At 35.9% G+C, this 15,716-nt stretch carries 12 protein-coding genes; 6 read left to right on the plus strand and 6 right to left on the minus strand.

The window, feature by feature from the left end:
- Nucleotides 1-215: 215 nt before the first annotated feature.
- From Q0838_RS11335 to Q0838_RS11355, 5 genes are all read right to left on the minus strand, one after another.
- Nucleotides 216-491 (minus strand): F0F1 ATP synthase subunit epsilon, encoded by a 276-nt coding sequence (locus tag Q0838_RS11335; RefSeq protein WP_298954964.1) that lies wholly within the window; start codon nucleotides 489-491, stop codon nucleotides 216-218.
- Nucleotides 492-564: 73 nt separating this feature from the next.
- Complete coding sequence (atpD, locus tag Q0838_RS11340) at nucleotides 565-2,076, minus strand: F0F1 ATP synthase subunit beta (protein ID WP_298954968.1); 1,512 nt, start codon at nucleotides 2,074-2,076, stop codon at nucleotides 565-567.
- Between the two features lie 267 nt (nucleotides 2,077-2,343).
- Nucleotides 2,344-4,191 carry a glutamine--fructose-6-phosphate transaminase (isomerizing) gene (glmS, locus tag Q0838_RS11345; protein ID WP_298954970.1) on the minus strand — a complete coding sequence of 616 codons (1,848 nt, stop codon included), beginning with the start codon at nucleotides 4,189-4,191 and terminating at the stop codon, nucleotides 2,344-2,346.
- 11 nt (nucleotides 4,192-4,202) lie between these two features.
- Nucleotides 4,203-5,840: a DUF4270 domain-containing protein gene (locus tag Q0838_RS11350; RefSeq protein ID WP_298954972.1), complete on the minus strand. Its 1,638-nt coding sequence runs from the start codon at nucleotides 5,838-5,840 to the stop codon at nucleotides 4,203-4,205.
- A gap of 4 nt (nucleotides 5,841-5,844) precedes the next feature.
- Nucleotides 5,845-6,675: a glycogen/starch synthase gene (locus Q0838_RS11355; RefSeq protein ID WP_298954974.1), complete on the minus strand. Its 831-nt coding sequence runs from the start codon at nucleotides 6,673-6,675 to the stop codon at nucleotides 5,845-5,847.
- Nucleotides 6,676-6,751: 76 nt separating this feature from the next.
- On the opposite strand from Q0838_RS11355, the gene panC reads away from it, so the two are divergent.
- From panC to Q0838_RS11385, 6 genes are all read left to right on the plus strand, one after another.
- On the plus strand, nucleotides 6,752-7,642 hold the full coding sequence (gene panC / locus Q0838_RS11360) for a pantoate--beta-alanine ligase (RefSeq protein ID WP_298954976.1): 891 nt from the start codon (nucleotides 6,752-6,754) through the stop codon (nucleotides 7,640-7,642).
- Between the two features lie 62 nt (nucleotides 7,643-7,704).
- Nucleotides 7,705-8,055, plus strand: a complete 351-nt coding sequence (gene panD / locus Q0838_RS11365; RefSeq protein WP_298954979.1) for an aspartate 1-decarboxylase — start codon at nucleotides 7,705-7,707, stop codon at nucleotides 8,053-8,055.
- A gap of 3 nt (nucleotides 8,056-8,058) precedes the next feature.
- Nucleotides 8,059-9,042 carry a lysylphosphatidylglycerol synthase transmembrane domain-containing protein gene (locus Q0838_RS11370; protein WP_298954982.1) on the plus strand — a complete coding sequence of 328 codons (984 nt, stop codon included), beginning with the start codon at nucleotides 8,059-8,061 and terminating at the stop codon, nucleotides 9,040-9,042.
- A gap of 29 nt (nucleotides 9,043-9,071) precedes the next feature.
- Nucleotides 9,072-10,247 carry an alpha/beta hydrolase-fold protein gene (locus tag Q0838_RS11375; RefSeq protein WP_298954985.1) on the plus strand — a complete coding sequence of 392 codons (1,176 nt, stop codon included), beginning with the start codon at nucleotides 9,072-9,074 and terminating at the stop codon, nucleotides 10,245-10,247.
- Entirely contained in the window at nucleotides 10,248-11,618 is a 1,371-nt protein-coding gene (gene radA / locus Q0838_RS11380; RefSeq protein ID WP_298954987.1) for a DNA repair protein RadA, read from the plus strand.
- Nucleotides 11,619-11,659: 41 nt separating this feature from the next.
- Nucleotides 11,660-12,199: a TlpA disulfide reductase family protein gene (locus tag Q0838_RS11385; protein ID WP_298954990.1), complete on the plus strand. Its 540-nt coding sequence runs from the start codon at nucleotides 11,660-11,662 to the stop codon at nucleotides 12,197-12,199.
- Here Q0838_RS11385 and Q0838_RS11390 read toward each other — a convergent pair.
- Nucleotides 12,196-15,606 carry a hypothetical protein gene (locus Q0838_RS11390; RefSeq protein ID WP_298954993.1) on the minus strand — a complete coding sequence of 1,137 codons (3,411 nt, stop codon included), beginning with the start codon at nucleotides 15,604-15,606 and terminating at the stop codon, nucleotides 12,196-12,198. The two genes, Q0838_RS11385 and Q0838_RS11390, sit on opposite strands and share 4 nt — an antisense overlap.
- Between the last annotated feature and the right edge of the window lie 110 nt (nucleotides 15,607-15,716).

Raw genomic sequence — 15,716 nt, forward strand, 5'->3', positions numbered from 1 at the left:
AACTATAAAATCAATCACAGGAAATCATCATTATCTAAAAGCTTTTTATGCGGCATTTAAGAACTAAATTGGTATAATCCTAAGAACGTTCTAGTAAAACACACAAGAAGCTCCTTAAAGAACTAATAGAAATAATCTTAAGAAATCAAATGTCCTATATAAAAAAAGCCTCGATCCATAGATCGAGGCTTTAATATATTATTATAAGAACGTTATTAATCTGCTAGTACTATCGCCTTATTATCTTTCATTTCTAACACTCCTCCAGTAATAGCAAAGTTAGTTGTACCATCTTCTTTTGTAAAAAGAGCAGCGTTATCTTTATCTAACACTACATTACCAAATATTTTTACAGCACCTTTAGATAATAACGACACTACTGGCGCGTGATTATCTAACATCTGAAACTGTCCATTTATACCAGGTACAGACACAGATTCTACTTCACCTTTAAAAAGTGTTAATTCTGGTGTAACTATTTCTAAAATCATATTTGTATAATTTTATATCACAGTATACAGTCGTCTTAATCAGATCAAGACGACGGTAACTGTTATACTTATATTATGCTTCAGAAAGCATTTTTTCTCCTGCCTCGATAGCCTCTTCGATAGTACCTTTAAGGTTAAATGCACTTTCTGGAAGGTGATCTAACTCTCCATCCATAATCATGTTAAATCCTTTGATAGTATCTTTAATATCAACTAACACACCTTTAAGACCAGTAAACTGCTCTGCAACGTGGAAAGGTTGAGATAAGAAACGTTGCACACGACGCGCGCGGTTTACAGCCATTTTATCTTCTTCAGATAATTCTTCCATACCTAGAATGGCAATAATATCCTGAAGTTCTTTATAACGCTGTAATAATTCTTTTACACGAGTAGCACAATCGTAGTGCTCATCACCTAAAATATCTGCTGCAAGAATACGAGATGTAGAATCTAGAGGATCTACCGCTGGGTAGATACCTAATTCTGCAATTTTACGAGACAATACAGTAGTTGCGTCAAGGTGAGCAAATGTTGTTGCTGGTGCAGGATCTGTTAAATCATCTGCAGGTACATAAACCGCCTGTACAGATGTAATAGATCCTTTTTTAGTAGAAGTAATTCTTTCCTGCATCGCACCCATTTCTGTTGCTAGTGTAGGTTGATACCCTACTGCAGATGGCATACGACCTAATAGCGCCGACACCTCAGAACCTGCTTGTGTGAAACGGAATATGTTATCAACGAAGAAAAGAACATCTTTCCCTTGTCCATCACCAGCTCCATCACGGAAATATTCTGCTATCGTAAGACCAGAAAGTGCCACACGAGCACGAGCACCTGGTGGCTCATTCATTTGTCCAAATACGAAAGTTGCTTTAGATTCTCTCATTCCGGCTTTATCAACCTTTTGTAAATCCCAACCGCCTTCTTCCATAGAGTGCATGAAGTCATCACCGTACTTGATAATACCTGACTCTAACATCTCACGTAAAAGATCATTTCCTTCACGAGTACGCTCACCAACTCCAGCAAAAACTGAAAGTCCACCGTGACCTTTTGCAATGTTATTAATCAATTCTTGAATTAATACTGTCTTACCAACTCCTGCTCCACCAAAAAGCCCAATCTTACCACCTTTTGCATAAGGCTCGATAAGATCGATTACTTTTATACCTGTATAAAGGACTTCGGTAGAAGTAGAAAGATCTTCAAATGCTGGTGCATCTCTGTGAATGGAAAGACCATCTTTTCCAGTTTTAGGAAGGTCTCCTAAACCGTCAATGGCATCACCGATTACATTAAATAGACGACCGTAAACGTCATCACCTACTGGCATTTTAATAGGATTACCTGTTGCTTTAACCGCTGTACCACGACTTAGACCATCTGTAGAATCCATAGATATTGTTCTTACTGTGCTCTCACCTATGTGAGATTGTACTTCTAGTACTAGTAAAGAACCGTCCTTTTTTGCGATTTCTAGTGAATCATAAATTTTAGGAAGTGCGCCTTCTGCACTGTCAAATGTTACATCTACCACCGGTCCGATGATTTGTGAAACGCTACCTGTAATTTGAGACATTTATATAATGTTTTAAAACTTAAAAAGATACAGCTTTTAACGGCTGTTTTTCGTCGCGCAAAGATACTGCTTTCATCTTTATAAAATTAAGCTGTTTTTTAATTTTTTTAGCGCTCTTTAATATTAGAGCTGTACGAAGAAACGCATGTACGTATTAATCTGTAAATGAGATCGATAATAATATAGGAAATTCCGCTTTCGCGAAAGCGAAAATAAAATAGCCATTCCTTAAAGAAATGGCTATTCAACTATATACATATGGCCTACCTACTCTACGGTAACACTTTTTGCAAGATTACGAGGCTGATCTACGTTCTTGTCTAACATTACCGCTATGTGGTAAGAAAGTAATTGCAAAGGGATAGTAGTTAACAATGGTGTCATCAACTCAATGGTCTCCGGCACCTCGATAACATGGTCTGCAAGGTTTTTAACATCTACATCACCTTTAGTAACGATACCGATAATTTTACCACTACGAGACTTTATTTCTTGGATATTACTTACTACCTTTTCATAATGACCTTTCTTAGTTGCTATGACAACTACTGGCATTTGCTCATCTATAAGGGCGATAGGACCGTGCTTCATTTCGGCAGCAGGATAGCCCTCTGCGTGGATGTAACTAATTTCTTTAAGTTTTAAGGCACCTTCTAACGCTACAGGGAAATTAAAACCACGCCCTAAGTAAAGACAGTTTTTAGCATCCTTATATATAGCGGCTATTTTTTCAATATGCTCATTTGACGTTAATGCTTCGGCAACTTTTTCTGGAATACTATCTAACTCTCTTAGATAAGTATAGAAATCGCTAGTTGAAATTTTACCTTTTTTCTTAGCTAACTGCAATGCTATTAATGTAAGCACAGTTATTTGAGTAGTAAACGCCTTAGTAGACGCCACTCCTATTTCTGGCCCTGCATGTGTATAAGCACCTGCATGAGTCTCTCTAGAAATAGAACTACCTACTACGTTACATACACCAAAAACAAATGCGCCACTTTCTTTGGCCAGTTTAATAGCAGCCATAGTGTCTGCAGTTTCTCCTGATTGAGAAATAGCGATAAGAACATCTTCCTTATCTATTACGGGATTACGGTATCTAAACTCAGACGCATACTCCACTTCTACTGGCACACGTGCTAATTCTTCAAAAACATACTCTGCCACAAGACCTGCGTGCCATGAGGTACCACAAGCGACTATTAATATACGTTTTGCATTGATAAACTTATCAATATGATCATCTATTCCGGCCATTTTGATAATACCCTGATCTGCAAGCATACGACCTCTAAAGGTGTCCCTAATAGCGTCTGGCTGCTCATAAATCTCTTTAAGCATAAAATGATCGTAACCACCTTTTTCTATTTGCTCAAGATTCATTTGTAATTCTTGTACGTATGGATCTACCAAAGAATCATCATGAATTTTTCTAACTTTCATGTCTTTATGAGTACGCACAACAGCCATCTCGCCATCTTCTAAATAGATAGCGTTTTTAGTATATTCCAAAAAAGGACTTGCATCACTAGCAATAAAGTATTCGTTCTCACCTACACCTATAGCAAGTGGTGAGCCCAAACGAGCCACAACAATTTCATTGGGTTTTTTACGATCAAAAACAGCGATAGCATAAGCGCCGATAGTTTGATTCAATGCAATTTGAACGGCTTTTCCTAACTTTACCTTTTCTTTCTTTTTTACATCTTCTATAAGGTTCACTAAAACCTCTGTGTCAGTATCTGATTGAAAAGAATAGCCTCTGTTTTTTAATTCTTGCTTTAAAGGCTCATAATTTTCAATGATACCATTATGTATGATAACTAAATCACCACTATTAGAAAAATGAGGATGCGAATTAATATCATTAGGAACCCCATGAGTAGCCCATCTAGTATGACCTATAGCGATAGTACCTTCAGTAGAAATCTCTGCTTCAAGCTTTTTTTCTAGATCTACTACTTTACCCTTCGTTTTTGAGAATTTCAATTCTTTGCCGTCATAAATAGCGATTCCTGCACTATCATAACCTCTATACTCAAGTCTTTTTAAACCATTTAATACTATAGGGTACGCCTTACGGTGCCCTATGTAACCTACGATTCCACACATATTTGTTTTTTTTAGTTGGTTGTTTCTGAATAATACACCTTTAAAACAGGCCTTTTATCCACCTCAGGGGAAAGGTTTCCATAAATAACTGTTCCTTCATGAGAAATAGCTGCGCCTAGGGGTATCATCTCTAAATCTGAATTATTAACAGGAGTGTCCTGTACACCTGTATTTCCTAGTAATGTTACGTTTTGACTAGTAACAATAGCTAATCTATTATTCTCAATAGTACCTTGAATTATATTATTTAAATGTTGGGTAATTCTAATTTTATAACTCGTCCCGTCAGAATCTAAATCATCTTCAACAACTCTCTCTAGCCTACCTAAGTGATTTGTATTAGCGTTAACAGGAGCTATAGCCGCCGAAGATGTACCGAAAACAAAATCAGCAAGTATTGTATTATCGTCATAATCATATATCAAAATACGTTCTGGCTCTGATTCTCCGCCTTCAACAATAGATTGATTCACATGAAACTCAATAGAGGCTTCATTAATTAACCAATCGTTTTCAATAATTTGGGTTAATTCAGGAGCCTCGCCATCCACATCATTAGTAGCCTGACCGAATAACTCTATAACAGCTAAAGAACCAGGACCACCTTTTAAATATAAGTTTTCAGCACCATTAATAGGATCGCTAGAGGCTGCTATGTCTGCCTGCACAGTCGGTGAGAAATCGTTATCAATCAACACAGCTTTATTGCCATTAAAATTAATACGATATTCCGACACCACCCTTATAGCATCTGTCACGTCGCCATCGCCATCACTATCATTCTCATCTATTAAACCTGTATCAGCCTCTACCACGTAGGTTATTGATGCAGCGTTTAAATCTAGATGAATCATATTCCCATCACCATTTGCTGCTTCTATCTTAAAATAAAGTCCTCTGAAATAATTTTGAAAATTACTAGCAGATGATAACTCAGGTCTCGAATCAATAATAGAACCATCAGTATCTAATTGAAATAATAACTCTTTCCATTGATCCATGGTTAAACCAACTCTAAGCCTTGGAGCTAATCGCTCTACAACCTCACTTACACCTTCATCACCTATTTCAGTTATCAGTTCTTCTGCATTAACAGGTATAAACGTTTCATCCCTATAAATCAATTCTCCTTTATTAGAATCTATGATCTGATCTAGATCAGAGTAATAAACCGCGCCTTGAGTAACATCCTCACCGCTAAAGCTACTTAAAAAATACCCATTTCTATAAATTTTTAAATCAACTGATTGATTTCCATATATAGAGTCTAATTGATAAGTGGTCGCCTCATCCTGAATAGATATCGCTCTTGAATAGTAAGGCACATCAAGGTAAACATCCTTCAACACAGCATTACCACTAAAATCAACATTAGAATTTGCTAAATTAACCTGACTTACGATACCGTAAGTAGTCCTACCGTAAACCGGATCATTATAAGTACCCAAAGGAAAAGAGGTGAAATTATTAGTCTGGACAGGATGAACTGGCACACTATAAGTCTTTAAATCAAATACCGCTTCTTGTATCACATCAGAAGCATCTTCTCCTAAAAAGTTTGCTCCCAAAGGAGTTAAATCATTATCACAGGACACCACTCCTAACACTACCGCGATAGCAACCGCAGCACTACATAACATTTTTTTCATTTTCTTAAGCTTCTTCTTGTTTTTCGTTTAAAACTTGATCAAGATAGAATTCCTCATAAGCATCGGCAAATTCTTCTGGAGAGTAATATTTCAGAACAGGCTTATCCACTTGCCCATCAATATACTCATCAATTTCTGAATCTAATTCTTCACTACCTTTAATAACGGCATCACTATATTTAATAGCGCTTTTCATTAAATTAACATACGTAGGATCTTCAAATTCTTCGAGTGCCTCGTCGTCCAATGCGTCATACTGAAGTTTCTCAACCATCTCATCATCTAACGCTCCTTCAAAAGATTGATTATATATAGAGGTAACTATTTTACTTTCTTCAAATAATGGATCATTACCATAATAATTTTTCAAATACAACGGAAGCAAACTAGCTAACCAACCATGAACATGAATAATATCTGGCGCCCAGTTCAATTTTTTTACAGTTTCAATAACTCCTTTTGCAAAGAAAATAGCACGCTCATCGTTATCAGGAAACAACTCACCATCTTCATCTGTAAGAGTCGCCTTTCTTTTAAAGTAATCTTCATTATCAATGAAGTAAACTTGCATACGTTCTTTAGGAATAGACGCCACTTTTATAATAAGAGGCATATCTAGATCATTAATAATCAGGTTCATACCACTTAGACGGATCACCTCGTGCAGCTGGTGTCTTCTCTCATTTATATTACCGAATCTTGGCATAAAAATACGTATTTGACCACCGCGATCGTTCACCATTTTAGGAGCAAAATAAGACATAGATGAGGCTTCTGTCTCTGGTAAATATGGTATAACTTCTGATGATACGTATAGAACTCTTTTTTCCTTCATAGATCTTTTTATTGTTGCCTAACTTTTAGCAAGTTGCAAAAATAAGCAATTTCTTGCACTTTGCTTTGTAAACCTTATGTTTGTAGGCACTATCATGTTAAAGAATGTTATGATTTTTGATTCACATAAACTGCTTACAGAATACCTTAACGATCATATCCACCGTAAAAAAACTGTAGGATTTGTCCCAACAATGGGCGCACTTCATGAGGGTCACATTTCTTTAATGAAACAAGCTATTTCAGAATGTGATCATCTAGTCGTATCCATTTTTGTAAATCCGACCCAGTTTGATAATAGAAATGATTTAGACAAATATCCACGTACCGTAGAAAAAGATGTTCTTTTTATTAAAAAACATATAGATTCTAACAAGCTAACTGTCTACGCACCCAGTGTTGAAGATGTTTATGGGAACAATACTGCCGCAAAAAAATATTCTTACAGCGGATTAGAAAATGTGATGGAAGGCGCAAATCGCCCTGGGCATTTTGATGGTGTCGGTACTATCTTAGAATTTCTTTTTAAAGCAGTATCACCAGACAAAGCTTTTTTTGGAGAAAAAGATTTTCAACAATTACAAATAGTTAAAAAACTAGTTGAAAACCTAAATCTAGACCTAAAAATAGTAGGTTGCCCAATAAAAAGAGAACCTCATGGTCTTGCAATGAGTTCTAGAAATGAACAATTATCCCCTCTAGCGAGAGAAAAAGCAGCTTTTATATATGCTACCATTAGTAAAGCCCAGCCATATTTTAAAAGTAATAGTATTTTAAAAACACAAAAACTTATAGAAAACTTTTTTAAACAACAACCTGACTTCACACTTGAGTATTTCACAATTACTAGTGAAGAGACATTGCACCCAGTAAAACGCAAGTACAAAAAACACCATTATAGAGGTTTTATAGTCGCCCGTATAGAAGGAGTGCGATTAATAGATAACATCTCCCTACCCCAAAACTAGCTCTTAAACAAGAAATTAAAAGCTATGATAAAATAATTTATAGTAAATCGTATATTTGCCACATGTTAATTACAGTTGTAAAATCAAAAATTCACCGCGTTAAGGTAACCGGAGCAGATCTTAACTACATAGGTAGCATCACAATTGATGCAGACCTTATGGACGGTGCAAACATCGTAGAAGGAGAAAAGGTGCAAATCGTTAACAATAATAACGGTAATCGCTTAGAAACCTATGCTATCCCAGGACCTCGTGGTAGTGGAGAAATAACACTTAACGGTGCCGCTGCTAGAAAAGTTTCTAAAGGCGATGTATTAATCCTTATATGCTATGCACAAATGAGCATGGACGAAGCTAAGAAATTTAAACCTACGCTTCTCTTCCCTAATGAAGAAGACAACACGCTTTCATAAATATTGAAGCCTACCGCTTTTAAAATAATAAAAATTGCTCTACCTCTATTATTGGGCTTTTTTCTTATTTACATTTCTTATAACCAGTTTACCGATGAAGAGAGAAAAAAAATTTACTTCTACCTTCTAGAAGCAAACTATAGCTGGATAGCGCTTGCCATTACATTTGCCTTTTTAAGTCACTTGTCAAGAGCATGGCGATGGAATTACATGCTAGAATCTTTGGGGAAAAAACCTAAATTCATCACTAATGTCATGGCCGTAGGTGCCGGTTATGCCATGAATCTTATCATACCACGCAGTGGAGAGATCTCAAGAGCAGCCATAATTAACCGATCTGACCACATTCCTATGGATAAAGCAATAGGAACTATTATCGCAGAGCGTGTTCTAGACCTTATTATCCTTTTAATTATAACCGCTACCGCAGTACTTAGTGCAGGCGATGCTATTATTAGTTTTTTTAAAGAACGTTTAGAATCTGCTTTCGCGGAAGCGGACCCTATAAAAGCAACTCTCTACCTTGCTGTCTTTTTATTAATTATCATATCCATTATTTATATATCTAGAAAATTTCAATTCCTCTATAAAGTAAAAGACTTTTTAATAGGAATGAAAGAAGGTTTTATGACCATATGGACCATGAAAAAAAAGTGGCTCTACTTCTTCCATACTTTATTTATATGGGGCATGTACTTAGTTATGTTTTATGTAAGCTTTTATGCTATCCCAGGTATTGAGACTATACCTATAAGCGCTATTTTATGCGCCTTTGTAGCTGGTAGTTTTGCAGTTGCATTTACAAATGGAGGCTTTGGTGCATATCCTTACTTTATTGCTCAGGTATTGTTAGTTTTTGGTATTTCAGAAACATTAGGAACATCCTTTGGATGGATACTATGGCTTTCTCAAACCATATTAGTTCTCGTATATGGTCTAATTTCTTTACTATTGTTATCCTTAAGAGGTAGTCTTTCAAGTAAATAATTGTAAATTCCCATCATAAAATTTTCCATATGAACAAGTTTATAACCTTCACAATTCTCCTATTTATAGGACAGCTAGTATTCTCTCAAGCATTATATAGATCTTTTCCAAGTGACGTACTGGGTGAAGACCGTAATGTGAAAATTTTAAAACCACGTAATTATTCTAAAAATCCAGAAAAGACTTATCCTCTTATTATAGTCTTAGACGGAGATTATCTATTTGAACCAGTTGCAGGAACTGCAGACTATCTCGCTTACTGGGATCAGATGCCAGAATGCTTTGTAGTAGGAATAAATCAAAGACAAAGCCGTTATGATGAAACTGAAATAAATCGAGAGTCAGGTTTTCCAGAGCAACAATCTCTTAAATTCATGGATTTTGTGATGGAGATAAAACAAACCATGGTAAATGAATATAGAGTTGCACCTTTTACCGTTATAGTTGCCAAAGATATTACAGCAAACCTCGCCAGTTTTTATCTCATGCGTAAAAAAATAGCTGTAGATGCATTGATACAGATTGATCCAGATTACTCTTCTATAATACAGGAAAATCTGATTCCTAAACTTAGTCAACTGCAGGAATACAACTATTTCTACGTAGCAACACCAGATAACGACGACTCACTAAATGAGATAATAACAAAGGAGACAGATTCCTTATTTACTACTAAAAAAAATCTTAATCTAAAACACGAGAAAATAGAAGGAACTAACAAATACTCAGTTGCAGCACATGCAATACCTCGTGGTCTAGAGTTTATTTTTCAAGAATACCAGCTTATAGACGAAGAAAAATTACTAAAACAAGATCTCACTGAAGAAGCTAAATTTGAAGGCGACGAGAAGAAAAAAGGAATGGTGCGCGTCATTGATCGTATTCAAGAAAAATATCGATTGATAAAAGAGGTTTATGGAGTAGACATGAAACTGCGCCTGGTAGATCTAGTCACCATAGCTGATTATGTAGAGGCAAAACAGGACTGGGATCAACTTATAGACATAGGTGTTCTAGCAAACGAGGTATATCCTGACATTCTTTATGGCCATTATATAGAAGGATTAGGCTATGAAGGAATAGGTAGACCATCTAGAGCAATAAAAGCGTTTAATGCCGCATATGGACTAGAACCAGCAGTAGGTATAACTAAAGAAGACGTTCTTGATAAAGTTGAACTGCTGCAAATAAAAGAAAAAGAGTAAATGGCTAAAGTAAAGACTACGTGGTTTTGTCAAAGTTGCGGCTCGCAACATTCTAAATGGCAAGGACAGTGTTCTACCTGCAAAGAATGGAATACACTAGTTGAAGAGGTCGTTCAAAAATTACAGAAAAAAACTTGGGAAAGTGCTGTTGGAGAAGTTCCGCTTTCGCGAAAGCGCACCCCAAAACCACAATTAATATCAGAAATAAATGCTGCCGAGAGTCCTAGACTAGACACCACAAATGCAGAGTTTAATAGAGTTCTAGGCGGTGGACTAGTTCCTGGCTCTATTACACTTTTAGGAGGAGAGCCTGGTATAGGTAAATCCACCTTACTCCTTCAAGTATGTCTTAATTTACCTTATAAGACACTTTATGTATCTGGTGAAGAAAGTGCTCAACAAATTAAAATGCGAGCAAATCGCATTAAAGAAGATACCGTTAATTGCTATATTCTAACAGAGACTAAAACGCAAAACATATTCAGACAGATAACTGAAGTGCAGCCAGATGTCTTGATTATAGACTCTATACAAACACTTCAAACAGATCATATAGAAAGCTCACCAGGAAGTGTCTCACAAATAAGAGAATGTACCAGTGAGCTTATTAAATTTGCCAAAGAAACGAACACTCCTGTGCTCCTTATAGGCCACATTACTAAGGATGGTAACATTGCTGGTCCTAAGATCTTAGAACACATGGTGGACACAGTATTACAATTTGAAGGAGATCGCAATCATACCTATAGAATATTAAGAGCGCTTAAAAACCGTTTCGGTAGTACGCATGAAATAGGCATTTATGAAATGCTAGGACATGGATTAAGAGAAGTGACTAACCCCAGTGAGATCTTAATTTCACAACGTGGCGCTACACTAAGCGGTACTGCAATAGCTGCTACCATGGAAGGAATGCGACCGCTTATGATAGAGGTGCAAGCGCTAGTAAGCACAGCTGTTTATGGAACACCACAACGTAGTGCGACAGGTTACAATCTTAAGAGGCTCAACATGATTCTAGCTGTTCTTGAAAAAAGAGCTGGTTTTAAACTAGGCCAGAAAGATGTGTTTCTAAATATCACTGGTGGTATCACTGTAGATGACCCTGCGATAGACCTTGCTGTTGTCGCTGCTATTTTATCTTCTAACTTTGACCTAGAGTTATCCTCACAGCATTGTTTCAGTGCAGAGGTAGGATTAGGTGGTGAAATACGACCAGTAAGCCGCATGGAGCAACGTGTAAACGAGGTGGCAAAATTAGGTTTTGATAAGGTTTTTATCGCGCCTAGCAAACAAGAATTTAAAAACACAGGAACTGAAGTACAAGCCTTTTCAAAAATTGAAGATTTAGTTCGATATTTGTTTAGTTAGAAACAATAGGTTTAAAGAACATCAAAGTCAAAAACAAGAAAATGAAAAATATTCTTTTAATTATAACAGCGATACTAATCACAAGTTGTGGTGAAAAAGCTGAAAAAACAGAAAAGACACAAGTCGTAAAATTTGCAGACGCTGATATTTCTAGTAATAACATCGTACACCTAACAGATTTTGATAATAATTACACTAACCTGGAACAAATATTAGCAGATAATAAAGGTAAAGTAGTATATCTAGATGTATGGGCTAGCTGGTGTGGACCGTGTAGGGCGATGATGCCTTATTCTGAAAAATTACAAGAAAAATACAAAGGAAAAGATGTGACTTTTATCTTTATTTCTACAGACAAAGATCCTGAGAAATGGGAACGAGCTGCAAGACAATTTAACTTAACAGAAAATAGTTATCTCGCTCGCAATTACCCTAAGGCAAAGTTATTTCAAGATAACAATGTGAGCTCTATACCTAGATATATGTTGTTTGATAAAAATGGCCGCATGGTAGATGATAATGCAAGAAGACCAGCAGAAAAAGATTTAGAAATTACTATTAATGGATTTCTTGCTATCTAGAAAAAAGCCTTCAATTGCACGCTACCTGTATGAACGGTTTGGGCTGTTTCACTACTACGCCCGTTATAACTTAAATTAAGATCTAGAAATTTAGTCAGGTTTTTCTGGAATAAAAAATTCCAAGTAAAGTTAGTACCTGGCTGTAAACCTTCTAACATCTGGAAGCCTACCGGTGAAAATGCCTGACCCTCAAAATCATTTTTCACATATTTAATCTCGCCATTTACAGCATATTTTTGAGCCTTATTAAATGCCCAGCCTAAACCTATATTATGCTGGTTTAACACAGCTACATCATTCACCTGATTATCCTTATTTTGAAATTCGTAAAACACTTCTAGACGGTTGCTATTATTGAACAAATAAGAAAGTTGGGGATTTACTAAAACATCTTCAATCTCAAAATTTCTATTAGAAAAATTCTCACTACTACTGGCACTGTTCCCTTTTTGCGCATTGAAACTAAACAACCACGTATCTTTTAACTTATGTATAAACCGTAGTTGATGACTCTTTATATCACTGGCGATACTACCTATGCTTTGCAGGTTCTCATTTGCCGTGCTTAAATAGGTATAGTTAGTGGTGTAATTTTGCTTACCACGATTAAAAAACAAACTGTTTCTAAAACTTAAATTTAACCCTAACTGATCGCTACTTGTACTAAATGGATTAAGATTAAAATTCTCACCTTCTCTAGCTGCCATGCGATCTATTAAATAACTGGTCTGGTTATAAAATCTAGATAGAAACTGTTTTAAACCTTTTTCACTAGTCCACGAGATAGGATTTAAAGTAAGTGTTTGTGAAAATTTATTTTGATGACTAGGTAAGAACACTTGATTAGGCAGCAATATCCTCACAAAACTAGCCTGATCCTGAAATTGAGCCACTTCAAACTCGTTGAGATCCTGAATACCATCGTTATTAAAATCTATCCACGTAAACGTTCCTTGCCCAGGATTAACAGAAAGGTAAGTAAAATCCTGCCTAGCGATTCTCGCACTATTGGTCTCATAAGTAGTATTTAAAAGAATTTTACCTCCATAAATCTTACGCTTGTATTGAATTCTAGAATTAAAAGAAACCTCGTCGACCACGTTTTCTAATACGCTTTTTAATTTTCTATAATTGGCATACACTAATAGAGTACTTACCTTATTTTTTATAGGTTGAGATTTTACGTAATAATCATTAGAAGTATTAACTCTAGACAGGTTACCATCATCCCGCAGGCTATCATTCACGCGGTTTCTATATCCTACTTCCACATAAGTTGTAGTAGTATCTCCACGGCCAGCATAAAACTCATATCCAGCAAATCTTTGAGATAATCCAGATAACTCGTTAGTCACAGCTAGTCGCTGCTGGTTATCTTCACTTTCTATACGAGTACCGGCATAATATTTTTTTATTTTTCTTAGAACATCTACATTTATACGATTAAACTGAGATTCTTGTTCTATAGAGCTGGTGTTAAGCACGCTTCCGCGAAAGCGAGCTAACCACAAACTATCTTGATAAGAGCCTACTAATTCATGACGATTTCCTTTATAGAACTTATCAAATTCTAAATGTTGATAGGTATAAGAGCCAGCAATAGTAGAATCGCGTTCATAATTAAGACCTAAGGTGGTGAATAACTGACTGCCTTGCACCGTTTCTAAATTCCAATCGCGATTAAATTCTATGTTATAGACACGTTCTACATTTCTGAAGTTTTCTTGTATAAAATCTGTATTGAGTTGAATACTTAACGACTGTAAGCTATCCTTACCTAACAACTGTTGTTGTGCCGCTATTTTTAAGGCAACCCCTTTATTATCACCATCATCAATGCTAGAAAATTTATTTAAATCTTTATTACTCGCTGCAAATTCTGTAAAAACCTGAGTTCCTGCGGTAGGTTCATAACTTGCTTTAAGACCAGTTATAGTAAGAATTTCTGGAGTAAACAACTGTATCACCGGCTCATAACTACCTTGAGCCACACCGTTTATAGGAGCGATATATTCATAAATATTTGCAATCGCCTGATCGTTGATAAGACGGTAATTACCTTGATTAATTCCTAAAAAACTAAACCTTACATTAAATAAAGTATCATTAGGGTCTTGAGAAAATATAAAACGTTCTGCTCCATTAATGAATTCCCTGCGGTATAGAATTTGGTTTTCAGAAAAATCATCAGGAATAGCACTAGGTGCGATAGCTAGTTCAGGATTATCACCTGCTTGTACTAATATGGCGACTTGCTCATCGCTTAGGTTTTGTTGTAAAGGCTGATTTTTTGCATCAGTTTCTGTATAAATATAGCTGTCTATTTTGAGCTTTTTAGACTCATAGCCACCTTTACCATAACCTATGAATCTAGTAAAATTACGCTCGCTGTATTGATATTCTATAGAGATACGCATCTCACTAGTGACAGGAAATGTAGGTGTAAATCGCAACTCTCCTGCGTTATAGTCCATTACATAATCCTTATTCTCACCACGTGTTAAAGGAATTCCATTAACAAAAACACGCTCACTACCAGAAACTACAAGTATGAAAAGTTCGCCATTTTGACCTGTAAGCTTATACGGTCCCTGATTTCCCTCCTGACCAGTAAACCTGCTTATATTAAATGTTCCTCTAACTAGAGCACCTGCAGCACCTGCATAACCTCTGGAATCTTCTCCATTAAATTGTACTTGCCCAGAAATTCCTTGAACACGCTTTGTAAAGTTGTTAAACTGGTAATCTTCTTGAATTAAATCTACATCTCCAGCTCTTATGCTCCAGTCATCACTATATAATTCAATGAATATTTGATCAAACTCGTCTAGACGCTGCGAATACCCATTTTGAGTTTGCGGTACATTTGCATCTTGTATAGACGCACGCAAAGAAACTTTTTCACTTAATTTTCCTGTAATCCTTAAATCTAATTCTGAGTCTACAACACTATTCTGGTTGTTACCTACTCTTAAACCTCGAGTAATACTACCAGATGTTTGAAGACCGTTAAAAGGTACAAAAGTGTTAGTAACAGTAGGCTCTTGCAAGGCGATAAGCTGTTCTTGCTTACTATCATTATCGAGTATAATCTTAGGGTCGTAAATTCTATACGTTCTGGTAAGAAAATCTGGTAACGGATTGTAAACCAAATCTATAGAATCTGTCGTTATTTCTAGTTTATTTTTAAATAAAAGTAAAGACCTAGAATAATCGATGGTATATCTAGATCTATCTATAACGACGCCTTTTTTATCCATAACCTTAAAATAAGCGGGACTTATACTTATAGAATCCACAAGAACAGAATCTTTAACCGCAACTCGTTTTGATAACAAGCCTACATATTCTTGCGCACCAGCAATGCCACTGTAACACAAAAGAATAAGAAAGAACTTGAACTTCATATTAACGATAAACAAATGGTTTTCAAAAATATTTTAAATAACTAGTAATAAAACTATATAAGACAGGTTAATTCCATAAAAAAAATCCCATCTAGTAAAACTAGATAGGA

It is taken from the genome of uncultured Nonlabens sp., assembly GCF_947495285.1.
GTDB lineage: Bacteria > Bacteroidota > Bacteroidia > Flavobacteriales > Flavobacteriaceae > Nonlabens.